This is a genomic window from Photobacterium rosenbergii, from assembly GCF_003026455.1.
GTDB classification, from domain to species: Bacteria; Pseudomonadota; Gammaproteobacteria; order Enterobacterales; family Vibrionaceae; genus Photobacterium; species Photobacterium rosenbergii.
Genome location: NZ_PYMB01000024.1, coordinates 44,659 through 61,644, shown reverse-complemented (window position 1 = coordinate 61,644; position 16,986 = coordinate 44,659). Strand labels below are relative to the sequence as shown.

The following is a 16,986-nucleotide window of genomic DNA, read 5'->3' as shown; positions in this document are numbered from 1 at the left end:
CGCAACTATATCGATGGCTATTACAATATAGTCAGAAGGCATGGGACTAATGGTGGACTGAGTCCCATGATGTACGAACTTGGAAACTAACCCCCGTGTCTACTTTACGGGGGTCATATCAACCCAGCACCCAGCACCCAGCACCCAGCACCCGCTCTCTAATGCCTATAAGCCTTCGACGCCTTGACCACGTTGTTCATCTCATCGATGAGCTCAAACAACTCTGGCTCAATGTCGTCGGTGCTGGCACCGGCCTTGAGTTCGGTTTCGATGGTGTGGCATAGGCTCTTGAGGCGCGGTACGCCACTATAGGCGCAGCTACCGTGAAGCTTGTGGATTGGCGGCCACAGCTCGATATCTTTGCCGTCGAGCGCTTCGTTGACCAGCATTTCTACTTCTGGCATGAAGTCGAGTAGCATCTGCAACATGTCTTTAGCTAGCTCTTCCTTCCCCGCGGCTTGTTTCAAGGCCAATTCCCAATCCCAGCTGACATTGCTGTTGACTGGCGCTGGTACCTCACTTTTGCCTTCCTCTGTTTCAGTTTGCTCTGGTGCTGGCGCATCGAGTTCAAGTACTGGCTTGTCGTGTGGCGTGGTCCATTTGGCGAGGATCTGCTGCAGGATCCGCTCTTCGATAGGTTTGGTCAGGTAATCATCCATACCTGCTTCTATCAGGCGTTCGCGCTCACCGGCCATCGCATGGGCGGTAACGGCAATGACAGGGGTCGAGTGGTTGAGATCCGTTTTATGGATTTCCTGACAGGCAGTGACACCATCCATTTCCGGCATCTGGATATCCATAAAGATCAAATCGAACTCTTTCTGGTGGGCATATTCCACGGCCTTGCGGCCACCACTGGCGGTGATCACCGTTTCGACCCGTTCGCACAACAGGGCTGAAATCAGCTTGAGGTTGGCCGGGTTATCATCGACAGCCATGACAGTCAGTGGCTGGATGTTTGGCGCCTCGGTGGTAATTGGCTGCGGCTCTGGCTCACTAAACTGATCCGGTTCACTCACTAATGCCTCAAACAGTTTGCGGTGACCCAGCGGCTTCGGCAAGCAAGAGGTAACCCCGGCATTGATCAGGCGCTCAGAGAGGGCCAGTTCGGTGGTCGGTAGGCTAACGATCACTTTTTCGCTCAACTGCTCGGCCTTGAAGACCTGATCGAGCAAGGTGGCAATTGGTGGCTGTTCGCCCGGAGACAGGTTGAGCAAGGCAAAGTCATGCTGCTCGGCATCATCCGGCATGCTTGAACGGTACGTGACATGGATACCGGCACGGATCAAACGCTGCTGGATCACCGATGCAGCCTGCATGTTCGGCTCGATAAGCAGCAGTTTCTTGTTCATCAGCGTGTGGGTGTCAATAGGCTGCGACACCGGCAAATCGGTCTTGTTGAGGCGCAGGCTGAACCAGAAGGTCGAGCCTTGGTGCAGACGGGAGGTCAGGCTGACTTCACCACCCATCTGGCTCACCAGTTTCTGGGTGATGACAAGGCCTAGGCCGGTACCACCATAGCGGCGGGAGATGCTGGCATCAGCTTGGCTAAAGGCCTGGAATAGCTGGGCTTGCTGGCGCTCGGAGATCCCGATACCGGTATCACGCACCATAAATTGCAGTTCGAGGCTCTCGTCACGGTCGGTTTTGAGTTCGACCGAGACATCGATGTTGCCGCGTTCGGTAAATTTGACCGCGTTACCAATCAGGTTGGTCAGTACCTGCTGGATACGCAGCGGGTCGCCGATCATACCGCTCGGAATGCGGTGGTCGACTTTGAGGGTTAGCTCGAGCCCTTTTTCGTGGGCGCTCGGGGCCAGTAGTTTCATGACCTCATCGAGGGACTCGGTAAAGTCGAACGGGATGTTTTCAAGCAACAGCTTACCGGCTTCCAGCTTGGAGAAGTCGAGAATGTCGTTGATGATGGTCAGCAGGTTGTTGGCTGACTTCTCGATCGTCTGCAGGTAGTCCTGCTGGCTGGTACTCAGGCGCGTTTTGAGCATCTGCCGGGTAAAGCCAATGACCCCGTTGAGCGGGGTACGTAGCTCGTGCGACATATTGGCCAGGAATTCGGATTTCACCCGAGCCGCCTCTTGCGCACGTTTCTTCGCGATATCCAGTTCGACGTTCTGAATTTCAAGCTGCTCCAGCGTTTCACGCAGATCCGAGGTGGCCTGATCGATACTCTGTTGCATCTCGATATGGTATTCAGACAGCGAAATCGCCATTGCATTGATACCGTTTTTCAACGTATCCAGCTCGCCCAGCAGTTGGCCTTCGATACGGACATCAAGGTGGCCACGGCGGATCCGGTCGACCACGCTCACCATATGCGAGATAGGGCGGGTGACGTCTTTCATCAAGCGGTAGGCAAACAGCGATGACAGCGTCAGGCCCAGCAGTAGTACCATCAGGGCGGTGAACACTTCCTGGTACTGTTGCAGGCGCAGGGCACTCAAGTCGAGTTCGAGGGCTATGTAACCAAGGGTTTCGGCTTGGTACCCGGGAATGGATGAGTTACTGAACTGGCCCTCTTTGAGAATGGGGGCCCGCAGGATCAGTGAATTTTCGTTGAGCCTAGTTTCCAGAAGCAGCGGTATTGGTTGATCCTCTGGGTACATCAACGCCTCGAAATTACGGTGGAAATTCGAGGTTACGAACAGCTCGTTTTTGGTATTAAAGACCGCAATACTGCGTACGATTTGTGAGTGCTTGCGGTGGGCGTAGCTGATCAACCGGCGCACAGCCTCACGGTTTTGATCGGCCATGCCATATTCGCTGGAGATCGCCAAGGGCTCGATAATGCTGGCACCGGTCGAGATAAGCTGGTGTTCAAGATCGCGATATCGGCTCATAGTAAAAAATGCGCTCAAAAGCAGGCCAATAATCAGCGTCGGTGCTAATGTCAGGGTGAATACCCTGGCACGAAGTCCATATTTGGTCATGGTTCTCTTAATTACAAGAATGCGATTCTATGGGACAATTATCCCATCTATGGCCGCTAGCTTAATGAAAGTCAGGCTATTCGACAATCAACTCATCCCAAACTGTTGTTGAAATCACCAGTTTGGGCAAATTGCTCCGTGGGTCCAATTACTATGGCACGCTTTTTCAAGCCTCAGAAACGAAAATTAACCGATACCAAGCATAAAGAAATTACCATCAGCCGGCTCGACCACCTTGGTGCCGGTATCGGCCACCTCGACCGCAAGCCGGTTTTTGTCGAGGGGGTGTTGCCAGGAGAGAAGGCAATCATCCAGCTGACGGAAGACAAAAAGCAGTTTGCCCGGGCCAAAGTGATCCGTCGTCTCAGTGACAGTGAAGAGCGCGTTGCGCCAGCATGTCCTATCTATGACCAATGTGGTGGTTGTAACCTGCAGCATTTATCCCATCAGGGTCAGGTGGCTGCCAAACAGCAATCGTTGGGCGAGCTAATGGGCAAGTTTGCCCGTACCGGCGAGCAGGTTGAGCAAGTTGCCCCGATCACAAGTGATGAATGGCAATACCGCCGCTGTGCCCGACTTAGCATTATGCCAAAAGGCGGTGAGCTAAAGGTGGGCTTTCGCAAGAAGCAAAGCAAGGAAATTGTCGACGTTGAACATTGTCCGGTGCTGGCGCAATCACTGAATGAACTTTTGCCGCCATTGCGGAGTCTGTTATCCCAGCTGAAAGGCCGCAAGCACCTTGGCCATGTCGAGCTAGTGGAAGCCGACAATGGCCGTGTGGTACTTATCCGCCACCTGCAGCCTTTTTCTGACAAAGACATGACCGCCATCCGTCAGTTTGCTGACCAACACCAGCTAATGTTGTACCTAGCCCCCACTTCTGATGCGATTGATAGCATTTCCGGGCCAGCACCATATTATGAGTTGGATGGCTTGGAGCTGGTTTTCTCGCCGAAGGATTTTATCCAGGTTAACCGCGAGGTGAACCAGAAGATGGTCGCACAGGCTATGGACTGGTTGGCTGTCGGACCTGATGACCGGGTGCTTGATCTATTCTGTGGGCTTGGTAACTTCAGTCTACCGCTCGCAAAGCAAGCAAAAGCACTGGTTGGTGTTGAAGGCGTCGACGAGATGGTGCATCGTGCATCTGAGAATGCAAAAAATAATCAACAGGTTAATGCTGAATTTTATCAAGCCAACCTGGAAGAAGATGTCACGACAAAGTCGTGGGCAAAAGAAAAGTTCAGTAAGGTCCTGCTGGATCCTGCCCGGGCTGGTGCAGCTGGCGTTATGCAGCATGTGGTAAATTTAGGGCCGGAGCGGGTGGTGTATGTCTCCTGTAATCCAGCAACGCTGGCACGAGACAGTCAGGTATTACTGAAGCAAGGTTATCAGTTGGAACGGTTGGGTATGATGGACATGTTCCCCCATACCGGACATTTGGAGTCGATGGCGTTATTTATCAAGCGATAGGCTCACATTACTAGAGTAAACAGGATAGAGAAATGGTCGCAGTTCGCGGTGCGCATTTAAAGGAAAATGATACATTCGAGCTTTCTTCGTGGGTTGATAGCCTCAAGCTAGATGCCAAGGTCACCAAGCATCTAGCCAAGACCTATCAGCGATGTATCGATTTAACGACAGAGGACGAGCGCGCGTCATTATTGCTATGGCGTGGTCGCGAGATGGTCGAGATCCTGGTAACGCTGAGCATGGACAAAGATACGCTGGTGGCAGCTTTGCTGTTCCCGTTGGTGGAAGCCGGCGTATATAGCCCAGAGCAGCTCAAGGAAGACTACAACAATACAATTTTGCAGATGGTCACTGGTGTTGGCCAGATGGCGGCTATCGGCCAGCTCAATGCCACCAAGGAAGGTGCCGAGCAGTCTGCGCAAGTCGATAATATCCGCCGTATGCTGCTGTCGATGGTCGATGACTTCCGCTGCGTGGTCATCAAACTGGCCGAGCGGATCTGTAACCTGCGTGAAGTAAAAGACGAGCCGGATGAGGTGCGTAGGGCGGCAGCCAAAGAGTGTGCCAACATCTATGCACCACTGGCAAACCGCCTGGGTATCGGTCAGCTCAAGTGGGAAATAGAAGATTACGCTTTCCGCTACCGCCACCCGGACACTTACAAGCAGATTGCCAAGCAGCTGTCCGAGCGCCGTATTGACCGCGAGCAATACATCGAGCACTTCGTGACGGACTTGGCCGATGACATGAAAGCCTCGGCGATCAAGGCCGATGTGCAAGGGCGTCCGAAGCATATCTACAGTATCTGGCGCAAGATGCAGAAAAAGAGCCTGGCATTCGACGAGTTGTTCGATGTCCGTGCGGTGCGGATCATTGCCGACGAAATCCAGGACTGTTATGCCGCGCTGGGTATCGTCCATACCAAGTACCGCCACTTGCCAAAAGAGTTTGACGACTATGTCGCCAACCCGAAACCTAATGGTTACCAGTCAATCCACACCGTGGTGCTGGGGCCGGAAGGCAAGACAATAGAGATCCAGATCCGCACCAAGCAGATGCACGAGGAGTCGGAGCTGGGGGTTGCAGCCCACTGGAAGTACAAGGAAAGTGGGTCGTCGTCTGGCGGTGCCAAGTCATCTTACGACGAGAAAATCAACTGGCTGCGTAAGCTATTGGCTTGGCAGGAAGAGATGTCCGACTCGGGCGAGATGCTCGAAGAGTTGCGTAGTCAGGTCTTTGATGACCGTGTCTATGCCTTTACCCCAAAAGGCGATGTGGTCGACTTGCCGCTTGATGCCACGCCGTTGGATTTCGCTTACCACATCCACTCTGAAGTTGGCCACCGCTGTATTGGTGCCAAGGTCGAAGGGCGGATTGTGCCATTCACTTACAATTTGCAGATGGGTGATCAGGTCGAGATCATCACCCAGAAAGAGCCGAACCCGTCGCGTGACTGGTTGAACCCGAACCTTGGGTTTGTGAATTCTAGCCGCGCCCGTTCGAAGGTCCATGCTTGGTTCCGTAAGCAGGACCGCGACAAGAACATCTTGGCAGGCCGTGAGATCTTGGAAATCGAACTGGTCAAGATCGGCGCCACCATGAAAGATGCCGAGGCCTATGCGCTCAAGCGCTTCAACGTCAATTCAGCTGACGAGCTGTTTGCCGGTATCGGTAGTGGTGACCTGCGTATCAACCAGGTTATCAACCACATCAATGCTCTGGTCAACAAGCCGACTGCCGAGGAAGAAGACCAGCAGTTGCTTGAGAAGCTGACTGAGGCCAGCAGTAAGACGGCGTCGACCAAAAAGCCCCAGCGAGATGCTGTGGTGGTAGAGGGGGTCGATAACCTGATGACTCACCTTGCCCGTTGTTGCCAGCCAATTCCAGGTGATGACATTCAGGGTTTCGTCACGCAGGGGCGGGGTATTTCGGTTCACCGCAGTGACTGTGAGCAGCTTGAAGAACTGCGCCATGTCGCGCCGGAGCGTATTATCGATACGGTATGGGGCGGCGGCTTTGTGGGCAATTACCACATCACGGTAAGGGTCACGGCGGCAGAGCGTAACGGTCTGCTCAAAGAGCTGACCAATACCTTGGCCAACGAGAAGGTCAAAGTGGCAGGCATGAAGAGTCGGGTCGACTACAAGAAGCAGATGTCGATCATGGACTTTGATATCGAGTTGACCGATCTGGAAGTACTGAGCCGGGTACTCAAGCGTATCGAGCAAGTGAGAGACGTTGCTGAAGCGAAAAGGCTACACTAAACGGTATTTAGAATGATGACAAAAGCGGGAGCCGAGGCTGCCGCTTTTTCTTTTGCAGACAGAGAATAATCCAATGAGTAAAACACAGCGCCCTATCGAACAATTGGTAGCGATCATGGCCAAGCTACGTGACCCGCAAAATGGCTGCCCGTGGGATTTGAAGCAGACCTTTGCCACGATTGTGCCGCATACCCTGGAAGAAGCCTATGAAGTGGCTGATGCGATTGAGCAGCAGAATTGGGATGATGTCCGGGAAGAGTTGGGTGATTTGCTGTTCCAGGTGATTTTCTACAGCCAGTTGGGCAAGGAGCAAGGGCTGTTTGACTTTGATGATGTGGTGGAAGGGATCAATGAAAAGCTGACCCGCCGGCATCCCCATGTCTTTGCTGATACCAAGTTTGCCAGTGAGGCCGACATCAACGCCAACTGGGAAGCGGAGAAAGCCAAGGAGCGTTCGAACAAGGGCAGTGATGAGAGCATCCTTGCCAATATCCCCCGTGCTATGCCAGCCCTGATCCGCGCTGATAAAATTCAAAAGCGTTGTGCTAAGCATGGTTTTGACTGGGATACCTTGGGCCCGGTGGTCGGTAAGGTCCAAGAAGAGATCGAAGAGGTGATGGAAGAAGTCATCCAGGTGTCACCTGATCAGGATAAAATCGAAGAAGAAATGGGGGATCTGCTGTTTGCTGTCGCCAATTTCAGCCGTCATGTAAAGGTCAAACCGGAAGTGGCCTTGGCGCGAGCCAACCAAAAATTCGAGCGCCGGTTTCGCGAAGTGGAGAAAACTGTGCTAGAAAGAGGGAAGCGCCTTGACGATTGCTCGCTCGATTATCTCGATGCTATCTGGGACGAAGTGAAACAGCGTGAGCAGAAGTAATATTGAGCGGGGTGGCTTGATGGTGACCAATGGCAGCATTGAGTGGACAATCAATAGTCACCCAGTTTAGTAGAATTGATTTGAAACAAAAAAAAACCAAACGTGCTGTGATAGTTTTCACGTTGTGGCAATAAAGTGTGTCTGGTATACTAATTTCCCGTCCAGATACTTTTTATATCCTCTATACCAATCTTCCAGGTAAAACATGACAACGAATTACATTTTTGTTACGGGCGGGGTCGTATCCTCACTAGGTAAAGGTATTGCTGCAGCATCGCTGGCGGCTATTCTAGAAGCACGTGGTCTGAAAGTGACCATGATGAAACTAGACCCTTACATCAACGTTGACCCAGGCACAATGAGCCCAATTCAACATGGTGAAGTATTCGTAACGGAAGACGGTGCAGAGACTGACCTTGACCTAGGTCACTATGAGCGTTTCATCCGTACCAAGATGACTAAGCGCAACAACTTCACTGCGGGCCGCGTTTACGCTGATGTACTGCGTAAAGAGCGTCGTGGTGACTACCTAGGTGCAACGATTCAGGTTATCCCACACATCACCAACGCCATCAAAGAGCGTGTTATTGCTGGTGCAGAAGGCCACGACGTTGCTATCGTCGAAGTGGGCGGCACAGTAGGTGATATCGAATCTCTACCATTTATGGAAGCTATCCGTCAGCTAGCTGTTGAACTGGGCCGCGAGCGCGCAATGTTCATGCACCTGACGCTAGTACCATACCTGGCAGCGGCTGGTGAAGTGAAAACCAAGCCAACCCAGCATTCTGTAAAAGAACTGCTTTCTATCGGTATTCAGCCAGACATCCTTGTATGTCGTTCTGACCGTATGATCCCTGCTAACGAGCGTGCCAAGATTGCACTGTTCTGTAATGTTCAGGAAAAAGCAGTTATCTCAATGAAAGACGTAGACTCTATCTACAAGATCCCACAGCTTATCAAGGCCCAGGGTCTTGACGACTTGGTATGTCAGCGTTTCGGCATTACTGCGCCGGAAGCTGATCTTTCTGAGTGGGAACAAGTGATCTACGAAGAAGCGAACCCAACTGCCGAAGTCGTTATTGGTATGGTGGGTAAGTACATCGAACTACCAGACGCGTACAAGTCAGTGAACGAGGCGCTTAAGCATGCAGGCCTGAAGAACCGCCTGTCTGTGAAGATCAAGTATGTTGACTCTCAAGATGTTGAGAGCAAAGGCGAGGAAGCCCTACAAGGCCTTGACGCTATCTTGGTTCCTGGTGGTTTCGGCGGCCGTGGTGTAGAAGGTAAGATCCTAACTGCACAGTACGCCCGTGAAAACAAAATCCCTTACCTTGGCATCTGCCTAGGTATGCAGGTTGCACTGATCGAGTTTGCTCGAAATGTCGCTGGCCTTGAAGGCGCTCACTCTACTGAGTTCAATGCTGACACCAAGAACCCTGTTGTTGGCCTGATCACTGAGTGGGTTGATGGCGAAGGTAACGTTGAAGAGCGTACCGAGAAGTCTGACCTTGGCGGTACTATGCGCCTAGGCTCTCAGCTATGTCACTTAGCTGAAGGCTCTAAAGCGCGTGAGCTATACGGTAACCCAACGATTCACGAGCGTCACCGTCACCGCTACGAAGTAAACAACAACCTACTTCCTCAATTAGAGAAAGCAGGTCTTAAGATTTCTGGTCTGTCTGCAGACAAGAAATTGGTGGAAATCATTGAGATCCCGAACCACCCATGGTTTGTGGCTGCTCAGTTCCACCCTGAGTTCACCTCAACGCCTCGCGATGGCCACCCTCTATTTGAAGGCTTCGTGAAAGCGGCTGGTGCAAACCAGCGTGGTGAGCTTAACAAGTAAGGATTACGGATAGCTGTAGCAGTGATGGCTGCAGCTATTTTTTTAGCTTTTAATTTGAAGATAAAGCAAGAGGAAACACAATGTCTAAGATCGTTAAAGTTCTAGGTCGTGAAATCATTGACTCACGTGGTAACCCAACTGTAGAAGCTGAAGTTCACCTAGAAGGCGGTTTCGTAGGTATGGCTGCTGCACCATCTGGTGCATCAACTGGTTCTCGTGAAGCTCTTGAGCTACGCGACGGTGACAAGTCTCGTTTCCTAGGTAAAGGTGTTCTTAAAGCTGTTGAAGCTGTGAACGGCCCAATCGCGGAAGCTCTAGTAGGTAAAGACGCTAAAGCACAAGCTGACATCGACCAGATCATGCTTGACCTAGACGGCACTGAAAACAAGTCTAACTTCGGTGCAAACGCAATCCTAGCTGTATCTCTAGCGAACGCTAAAGCTGCTGCAGCAGCTAAAGGCATGCCTCTATACGAGCACATCGCTGAGCTAAACGGTACTGCTGGTCAGTTCTCTATGCCTCTACCAATGATGAACATCATCAACGGTGGTGAGCACGCTGATAACAACGTTGACATCCAAGAGTTCATGATCCAGCCAGTTGGCGCTAAGACTCTTAAAGAAGGTCTACGTATCGGTGCTGAAGTATTCCACAACCTAGCTAAAGTTCTTAAGTCTAAAGGCATGAGCACTGCTGTAGGTGACGAAGGTGGTTTTGCTCCTAACCTAGAGTCAAACGCTGCTGCTCTAGCTGCAATCAAAGAAGCTGTTGAGCTAGCTGGCTACGAGCTAGGCAAAGACGTTACTCTTGCTATGGACTGTGCAGCATCTGAGTTCTTCGACAAAGAAGCTGGCAACTACAACATGAAAGGCGAAGGTAAGATCTTCACTTCTGAAGAGTTCAACCACTACCTAGCTGGCCTAGTTGCTGAGTACCCAATCGTTTCTATCGAAGACGGTCTAGACGAGTCTGACTGGGATGGCTTCAAGCACCAGACTGAACTACTAGGCGACAAGATCCAGCTAGTAGGTGACGATCTATTCGTTACTAACACTAAGATTCTTGCTCAAGGTATCGAGAAAGGCGTTGCTAACTCTATCCTTATCAAGTTCAACCAGATCGGTTCTCTAACTGAAACTCTAGCTGCTATCAAGATGGCTAAAGACGCTGGTTACACTGCAGTTATCTCTCACCGTTCTGGTGAAACTGAAGATGCAACTATCGCTGACCTAGCGGTAGGTACTGCTGCTGGCCAGATCAAGACTGGTTCTATGAGCCGTTCTGACCGTGTTGCTAAGTACAACCAGCTAATCCGTATCGAAGAAGCGCTAGGTGAGAAAGCACCTTACAACGGTCTTAAAGAAGTTAAAGGCCAAGCTTAATTAAAAGCTGCGCATCGGGGTAACCCGAGCTGATACTAAAAACCGCCCATCATGGGCGGTTTTTTTATGGGCGAATGATGGCTTGGGGGCCTATAGCCCCTAGTGTCAGAGTGCAACTTATGGGATTATTACCAGCGGCTTGACACGTCTTTGTGTTTCAATCTGTTATGATTAGATTAATTTCTTAACCATTGCCAAGAGGGCGCAATGCGATTGTTAAACCTCCTGCTGCTGGCAATCCTCGGCTGGTTACAATATGACTTCTGGCTCGGCAAAAACGGCATGGCCGACTACCTTGCGGTGCGTGATAATGTTGCGGTGCAGCAACAGGCCAACGCCGAATTGGTTCAACGTAACCAGCAGATGTATTTCGAAATTCATGACTTGCACCGTGGTCAGGAAGCTATCGAAGAGCGGGCCCGTAACGAGCTGGGTATGATCGGAACGGGTGAGACCTTTTTCCGCATTGTCAGTGATTGAATTCCATGAAAGATAAAATGATCGCAGTCGTTCCGGCTGCTGGCGTCGGTAGCCGGATGGCTGCTGACCGACCGAAACAGTACTTGCACATTGCTGGCAAGACGATTCTCGAACATACCATTGACCGTTTATTGCAGCATCCGATGATAGAGCGCGTCGTTGTTGCTATTAGCGAGCAGGACCCATACTTCCCAACCTTGTCGTTGGCGGAGAACCCAAGGGTTACCCGTGTTGACGGTGGCGCCGAGCGCGCTGACTCTGTCTTTTCTGGCTTGGCAGCTATTGATGATCCTAGTGCTTGGGTGCTGGTTCATGACGCCGCTCGCCCATGTTTGCGCCAGCAGGACCTGCAAAGGTTGATTGATGAAGCACAGGATAGCGATTATGGCGCTATCTTGGCAGCGCCAGTGCGCGATACCATGAAGCGCGGCAATGGTCAGCAAGCTATCGCGGTGACGGTTGAACGCAGCGACCTTTGGCATGCCTTGACGCCACAGATGTTCAGGGCGGGCCAGTTGAAGCAAGCACTGGAAAAAGCACTGGCTGATGGGGCGGTCGTGACCGATGAAGCATCGGCCTTGGAGCATTGTGGTATGGCACCTAAGCTAGTGGCGGGGCGGGCTGATAATCTGAAGGTGACCCAACCGGAAGATCTCGCTATCGCGGAATTTTATCTGCAACACTTATTGAAGGAAGAGCAATGATGCGAATTGGACACGGTTTTGACGTGCATAAATTTGGTGGCGAAGGGCCGGTAATTATCGGAGGCATTGCTATTCCTTACGAACAGGGCCTGATTGCGCATTCTGACGGTGATGTCGCGCTGCATGCAGTTTGCGACGCCTTGTTGGGAGCGATTGGTGCGGGTGATATTGGCCGTCACTTCCCTGATACCGATGCGGAGTGGGAAGGGGCTGACAGCCGTATGCTGCTGCGCGATGTATATCGTAAAGTTAAAGCGAAAGGCTACACCTTAGGTAACGTGGATGTCACCATTATTGCCCAGGCCCCTAAAATGGCACCGCACATTGATGCAATGTGCCAGGCTATCGCCGAGGATTTGGAAACGGATATTGAGAATGTCAATGTCAAAGCGACCACCTCGGAGCGTCTAGGTTTTACCGGGCGTAAAGAAGGCATTGCCTGTGAAGCGGTTGTGCTGATCAACAAAGAATAAATCGGGTAGGGCGATATAGCCTTGCCTTCTGGCATCTCGATGCTGCTAAAGAATGGTGTAATTTATGTCTACGGTAATGGACAACTTCAGCTGGTTGTATGGAAAACCAAGCTGTCAGGGCCGCATTAAGGTTGAGCCTGAAGATTTTGTAGTAAAGGAAAACCTTGGCTTTGAGTTTGCCGGTGTGGGCGAGCATTTTATGGTGAAGATCCGTAAAACCGGTGAAAACACCAAATATGTCGTCAATGAGCTAGCTAAAGCCTGTGGTGTGAAATCACGTGATGTCAGTTGGGCTGGCTTGAAAGACCGTCACGCGGTGACCGAGCAATGGCTCAGCGTTCATTTACCGGGCAAGCCTGACCCTGACTTGGCACAGTTTGTGGCTGAGCACCCGGGTGTTGAAGTGCTTGAAACTGCACGCCATGATAAAAAGCTCCGTCCGGGTGATTTGAGCGGCAACTGGTTCCAACTGACGTTGCGCGAGCTTGACCAGCCAGAGGATGTGTTAGCCCGGCTTGCTCAGGTACAGCAGCTCGGTGTCCCGAACTACTTCGGCGAACAGCGTTTTGGTCATGGCGGTAACAATGTCACCAAGGCCCGTGCCTGGGGTAATGACGAATTTCGTGTGCGCGACAAGAGCAAGCGTAGCTTCTACCTGTCTGCGGCGCGCTCATGGATGTTTAATTTAATTTTGTCTGCCCGTATCGAACAGCACACTGTCCATACTGTTATGGATGGCGACCTGCTGGACGTCGAGGGTGATGATCGCGATCGTTTGGTTGAGGCTGATATTGCCCAGTGGCAGCAAGCCGTAGATAACGGCACGGCTTCTATCACAGCGCCAATGATGGGGGATAATGCCCTGCCGACCAGCGGCCAGGCGGAAGCGTTTGAAATGGCTATTGCCGAGCAAGAGCCGCATCTACTGAAGCTAGTTCGAGACAACCGCATGCGTCATGAACGCCGTCCATTGCTACTTAAACCGCAGGACATGGCCTGGCAGCAAGATGGCGATACGGTAACCGTTTCTTTTGCCCTACCGGCGGGCTGTTTTGCCACTGCGGTGGTTCGCGAGCTCATGGTTGAGCTGCAACAACAGGAAGGACACGATGCGAATTCTGATCAGTAACGACGATGGTATCTTTGCCGAGGGGATCAACACCTTGGCAGCTGTCCTGAGTGAAATTGGCGAGGTAACGGTCGTTGCCCCAGATCGCAATCGCTCAGGGGCATCTAATTCATTGACCTTGGACAACCCGTTGCGGATCCGCCATGAAGGTGAGCAGCGGATCTCAGTGGAAGGGACACCGACAGATTGTGTCCATTTTGCACTAAACGAATGGCTCGATGACCGTCCTGATGTCGTGGTTGCCGGCATCAACCATGGTGCTAACCTCGGTGATGATGTGCTGTACTCCGGTACGGTAGCGGCGGCAACAGAAGGCCATTTCCTTGGCGTGCCGGCGATAGCTGTCTCCTTGGTCGGGCACCAACATTTTGATACCGCGGCGCAAGTGGTGAAGCAAGTACTGCAAAAAATGCAGTCAGCACCCTTGCCTAGCAATAAAATTTTAAATATCAACGTACCGGATGTCGCTTATTCTGAGTTGGGGAACTGGCAGGTAACCCGCCTTGGTGCCCGTCACCGAGCTGAGAATATGGTAAAAGGCACCGATCCCCGGGGCAAGGAGCTCTATTGGTTGGGGCCTCCAGGCCCTTGTCAGGATGCCGGTCCAGGTACTGATTTTTACGCTATTGAACAGCAGTGTGTATCGATAACGCCACTGCAGGTCGACCTTACCGCGCATGATGCGCTGGCAGGGCTTGGCTCTTGGATTGAGCAACAGGAGAAATAGTCGCAATGCGCTATGTGGACGAGCGGACGCTTTTGCTGAACTATTTGCGCCGGCAGGGAATCAAAGATGAGAAGGTGCTTCAGGCCATGGCATCTGTCCCGCGGGAGCGATTTATCGATGAAGCGCTGTCACACAAAGCTTATGAGAATAATGCTCTGCCTATTGGCAGTGGGCAGACGATCTCGCAGCCGTATATTGTTGCCAAGATGACGGAGTTAATGGCGCTATCACCTGACTCAAGGATCCTTGAAATTGGGACGGGCTCGGGCTACCAGACAGCAGTGCTGGCACATTTGGTTAACCACGTTTATTCCGTTGAGCGGATCAAGGCATTGCAATGGCAGGCCAAGCGCCGTTTGAAGCAGCTTGAGTTACATAATGTTTCGACTAAGCACAGTGACGGCTGGCGCGGGTGGGCTGGCAAAGGCCCGTTCGATGCTATTATCGTGACTGCTGCAGCGGCTGAGATCCCTGTTGAATTATTAACGCAATTAGCCGACGGTGGTCGCTTGGTCATCCCTGTTGGTGAGCATTCGCAGGTACTGAAAGTGATTATCCGCGAGGGGGATCGCTTTGCTTACCGTGATATTGAAGCCGTGCGTTTTGTTCCGCTTGTCGCCGGGGAGTTGGCCTAGGTTATATGGTAGGGATGTTGCCTTCAGCAAGGACGTGGAAGCTGGCAGCGTTAGTTGCCGGCTTGATGCTGTCTGGCTGTAGTAACCATAGCCCTGCGCCGGTGATGAGCCTGGGCAAAGACTACAACAGCCTTGAGCGCGGTAGCTACCGTGGGAGCTACTATGAAGTGCAAAAAGGCGATACCTTGTATTTTATCTCCTACATTACCGGTCGTGATGTCGACGATATTATTGCAAGTAATAAATTGTCGAAGCCTTATACCATTTTTCCCGGTCAAAAGTTGCAGCTATGGCGGCCGAAGTATGTCGCCCCGAAGTATGGACGGGTAGCCCCGGCTGCAGTCGCTCCGGCGCCAGCTGCTAAATCTTCAACAAAAACAACGAACTCAAAACCGGCTCAGCCAAAACCTGCGGCAACAGCTCAGACTGCTACTCAACCGGCCTCCCAGAAACCGGCTCAGACTGCAGTGTCTCAAAAACAAAACGAGCAAAAAGCCGCCAATAAAAATGTTGATCAGGCTCCCACAAAAGAGTACTCTCAAAAAACCAAAAGTAACAAAGTTGTTACATCTAAGCCGCAACCTAGCAACACCAAAGTGGCTAAGTGGACTTGGCCGTCAAAGGGGCGTGTAATTGCTAAGTTCTCCAACTCGGAGAATGGCAACAAAGGTATCGACATCGCCGGGCAGCGTGGACAAGCTGTCAATGCATCAGCAAATGGGGTGGTGGTCTATGCCGGAAATGCGCTCCGCGGGTACGGTAATTTGGTCATTATCAAGCACAACGATGATTACCTCAGTGCCTATGCCCATAACGACCAGGTTTATGTGAAGGAGCAGCAAAAGGTATCGGTTGGCCAGAAAATTGCTTCAATGGGAAGCTCGGGCACAAATACAGTGAAGCTGCATTTTGAGATCCGTTACAAAGGTAAATCCGTAGATCCTATGCGTTATTTACCACGATAGACAACATGGCATAGTTAAAGTTGTAATGTCTTGCTAACTCGCCATCTGGGAGGCGCTATGAGTGGAAGCAATACTGCTGCAGACATCGAAGATTTTGATTTTGAAGAAGAAATGGAAGCTGATTCCGCAACTGTCGAAGCCAAAACTGAAGATGTTAGTGCTAGCGATGATGATGTCGATATGTCGCAATACGGGGCTACGCAGAAAGCTCTGGACGCGACCCAACTCTACCTCGGTGAAATTGGTTTTTCACCCTTGCTAACCGCAGAGGAAGAAGTCCTCTACGCCCGCCGTGCACTGCGGGGCGACGAAGTTGCCCGCAAGCGAATGATCGAAAGTAACCTCCGCTTGGTGGTTAAAATTTCACGCCGTTACAGTAACCGTGGTTTGGCTTTGCTCGACTTAGTCGAAGAAGGCAATCTGGGTTTGATCCGTGCGGTAGAGAAGTTCGATCCGGAGCGCGGTTTCCGTTTTTCAACCTATGCAACGTGGTGGATCCGCCAGACGATTGAGCGGGCTATCATGAACCAAACCCGGACAATCCGCCTACCAATCCATGTCGTCAAAGAGCTTAATGTTTACCTCCGTACTGCCCGTGAGCTGGCACAGAAGCTGGACCATGAACCGACGGCGGAAGATATTGCACTCAAGCTGGATAAATCCGTAGATGATGTAAACCGGATGCTCCGCCTTAATGAGCGTGTTGGCTCGGTAGATAACCCTATTGGTGGCGACTCGGAAAAAGCCCTGCTGGATATCATCCCTGATGAAAAAAGTGGTGGCCCGGAAACGTCAACCCAAGATGATGATATCAAAACATCCATCGTCCATTGGTTACAGGAGCTCAACCCGAAACAGCGCGAAGTGTTGGCCCGCCGCTTTGGCCTACTTGGCTATGAAGCATCGACACTGGAAGATGTTGGCCGCGAGATTGGCCTGACACGGGAAAGAGTTCGCCAGATCCAGGTTGAAGGCCTGCGTCGATTGCGCGATATGCTGACCCACCAAGGGCTGAGTATTGAGTCGCTGTTCAACCAGGAACAAATGTAGAAAGCCGGATTCTTTTATTCCACACTTTTACCGGTA

14 protein-coding genes are annotated in these 16,986 nt (G+C 51.6%); 13 read left to right on the top strand and 1 reads right to left on the bottom strand.

All coding sequences use genetic code 11. The features are described from left to right. Positions 1–158 precede the first annotated feature (158 nt). A complete protein-coding gene (gene barA, locus C9J01_RS25015; RefSeq protein ID WP_107300819.1) occupies positions 159–2,945 on the bottom strand; it encodes a two-component sensor histidine kinase BarA in 2,787 nt (928 codons plus the stop codon). Positions 2,946–3,098: 153 nt separating this feature from the next. Here barA and rlmD point away from each other — a divergent pair, with 153 nt between their 5' ends. The 13 genes from rlmD to rpoS all read left to right on the top strand — a co-directional run bounded on the left by rlmD (position 3,099) and on the right by rpoS (position 16,950). Next, positions 3,099–4,418, top strand: a complete 1,320-nt coding sequence (gene rlmD, locus C9J01_RS25010) for a 23S rRNA (uracil(1939)-C(5))-methyltransferase RlmD (protein ID WP_107300818.1) — start codon at positions 3,099–3,101, stop codon at positions 4,416–4,418. A gap of 32 nt (positions 4,419–4,450) precedes the next feature. Beyond that, positions 4,451–6,682, top strand: a complete 2,232-nt coding sequence (gene relA / locus C9J01_RS25005; protein WP_107300817.1) for a GTP diphosphokinase — start codon at positions 4,451–4,453, stop codon at positions 6,680–6,682. A gap of 73 nt (positions 6,683–6,755) precedes the next feature. Next, on the top strand, positions 6,756–7,559 hold the full coding sequence (gene mazG, locus C9J01_RS25000; RefSeq protein WP_107300816.1) for a nucleoside triphosphate pyrophosphohydrolase: 804 nt from the start codon (positions 6,756–6,758) through the stop codon (positions 7,557–7,559). 205 nt (positions 7,560–7,764) lie between these two features. Continuing rightward, a complete protein-coding gene (locus C9J01_RS24995; RefSeq protein ID WP_107300815.1) occupies positions 7,765–9,405 on the top strand; it encodes a CTP synthase in 1,641 nt (546 codons plus the stop codon). 80 nt (positions 9,406–9,485) lie between these two features. After that, a complete protein-coding gene (eno, locus tag C9J01_RS24990) occupies positions 9,486–10,787 on the top strand; it encodes a phosphopyruvate hydratase (RefSeq protein WP_107300814.1) in 1,302 nt (433 codons plus the stop codon). A gap of 207 nt (positions 10,788–10,994) precedes the next feature. Next, complete coding sequence (gene ftsB / locus C9J01_RS24985) at positions 10,995–11,267, top strand: cell division protein FtsB (RefSeq protein ID WP_107300813.1); 273 nt, start codon at positions 10,995–10,997, stop codon at positions 11,265–11,267. Between the two features lie 5 nt (positions 11,268–11,272). Then, positions 11,273–11,971: a 2-C-methyl-D-erythritol 4-phosphate cytidylyltransferase gene (gene ispD, locus C9J01_RS24980; protein WP_107300812.1), complete on the top strand. Its 699-nt coding sequence runs from the start codon at positions 11,273–11,275 to the stop codon at positions 11,969–11,971. Then, entirely contained in the window at positions 11,971–12,444 is a 474-nt protein-coding gene (gene ispF, locus C9J01_RS24975) for a 2-C-methyl-D-erythritol 2,4-cyclodiphosphate synthase (RefSeq protein WP_107300822.1), read from the top strand. Before ispD ends, ispF begins: the two co-directional genes overlap by 1 nt. Positions 12,445–12,508: 64 nt before the next feature. Continuing rightward, positions 12,509–13,573: a tRNA pseudouridine(13) synthase TruD gene (gene truD / locus C9J01_RS24970; protein WP_170114932.1), complete on the top strand. Its 1,065-nt coding sequence runs from the start codon at positions 12,509–12,511 to the stop codon at positions 13,571–13,573. Next, positions 13,554–14,300, top strand: coding sequence for a 5'/3'-nucleotidase SurE (surE, locus tag C9J01_RS24965; RefSeq protein ID WP_107300811.1), 747 nt, complete (start codon positions 13,554–13,556; stop codon positions 14,298–14,300). The genes truD and surE overlap by 20 nt, the downstream gene beginning before the upstream one ends. A gap of 5 nt (positions 14,301–14,305) precedes the next feature. After that, positions 14,306–14,935, top strand: a complete 630-nt coding sequence (locus C9J01_RS24960; RefSeq protein ID WP_107300810.1) for a protein-L-isoaspartate(D-aspartate) O-methyltransferase — start codon at positions 14,306–14,308, stop codon at positions 14,933–14,935. Between the two features lie 14 nt (positions 14,936–14,949). After that, positions 14,950–15,900 carry a peptidoglycan DD-metalloendopeptidase family protein gene (locus C9J01_RS24955; RefSeq protein ID WP_107300809.1) on the top strand — a complete coding sequence of 317 codons (951 nt, stop codon included), beginning with the start codon at positions 14,950–14,952 and terminating at the stop codon, positions 15,898–15,900. Between the two features lie 57 nt (positions 15,901–15,957). Beyond that, complete coding sequence (rpoS, locus tag C9J01_RS24950; protein WP_107300808.1) at positions 15,958–16,950, top strand: RNA polymerase sigma factor RpoS; 993 nt, start codon at positions 15,958–15,960, stop codon at positions 16,948–16,950. Positions 16,951–16,986 lie beyond the last annotated feature (36 nt).

Bases quoted from the DNA above. Each gene is read 5' to 3' on its own strand.
- mazG (WP_107300816.1), top strand. From the start codon at position 6,756: ATGAGTAAAACACAGCGCCCTATCGAACAATTGGTAGCGATCATGGCC.
- ftsB (WP_107300813.1), top strand. From the start codon at position 10,995: ATGCGATTGTTAAACCTCCTGCTGCTGGCAATCCTCGGCTGGTTACAA.
- surE (WP_107300811.1), top strand. From the start codon at position 13,554: ATGCGAATTCTGATCAGTAACGACGATGGTATCTTTGCCGAGGGGATC.
- C9J01_RS24955 (WP_107300809.1), top strand. From the start codon at position 14,950: ATGTTGCCTTCAGCAAGGACGTGGAAGCTGGCAGCGTTAGTTGCCGGC.
- rlmD (WP_107300818.1), top strand. From the start codon at position 3,099: ATGGCACGCTTTTTCAAGCCTCAGAAACGAAAATTAACCGATACCAAG.
- barA (WP_107300819.1), bottom strand. From the start codon at position 2,945: ATGACCAAATATGGACTTCGTGCCAGGGTATTCACCCTGACATTAGCA.
- C9J01_RS24995 (WP_107300815.1), top strand. From the start codon at position 7,765: ATGACAACGAATTACATTTTTGTTACGGGCGGGGTCGTATCCTCACTA.
- ispF (WP_107300822.1), top strand. From the start codon at position 11,971: ATGCGAATTGGACACGGTTTTGACGTGCATAAATTTGGTGGCGAAGGG.
- relA (WP_107300817.1), top strand. From the start codon at position 4,451: ATGGTCGCAGTTCGCGGTGCGCATTTAAAGGAAAATGATACATTCGAG.
- eno (WP_107300814.1), top strand. From the start codon at position 9,486: ATGTCTAAGATCGTTAAAGTTCTAGGTCGTGAAATCATTGACTCACGT.
- C9J01_RS24960 (WP_107300810.1), top strand. From the start codon at position 14,306: ATGCGCTATGTGGACGAGCGGACGCTTTTGCTGAACTATTTGCGCCGG.
- ispD (WP_107300812.1), top strand. From the start codon at position 11,273: ATGAAAGATAAAATGATCGCAGTCGTTCCGGCTGCTGGCGTCGGTAGC.
- truD (WP_170114932.1), top strand. From the start codon at position 12,509: ATGTCTACGGTAATGGACAACTTCAGCTGGTTGTATGGAAAACCAAGC.
- rpoS (WP_107300808.1), top strand. From the start codon at position 15,958: ATGAGTGGAAGCAATACTGCTGCAGACATCGAAGATTTTGATTTTGAA.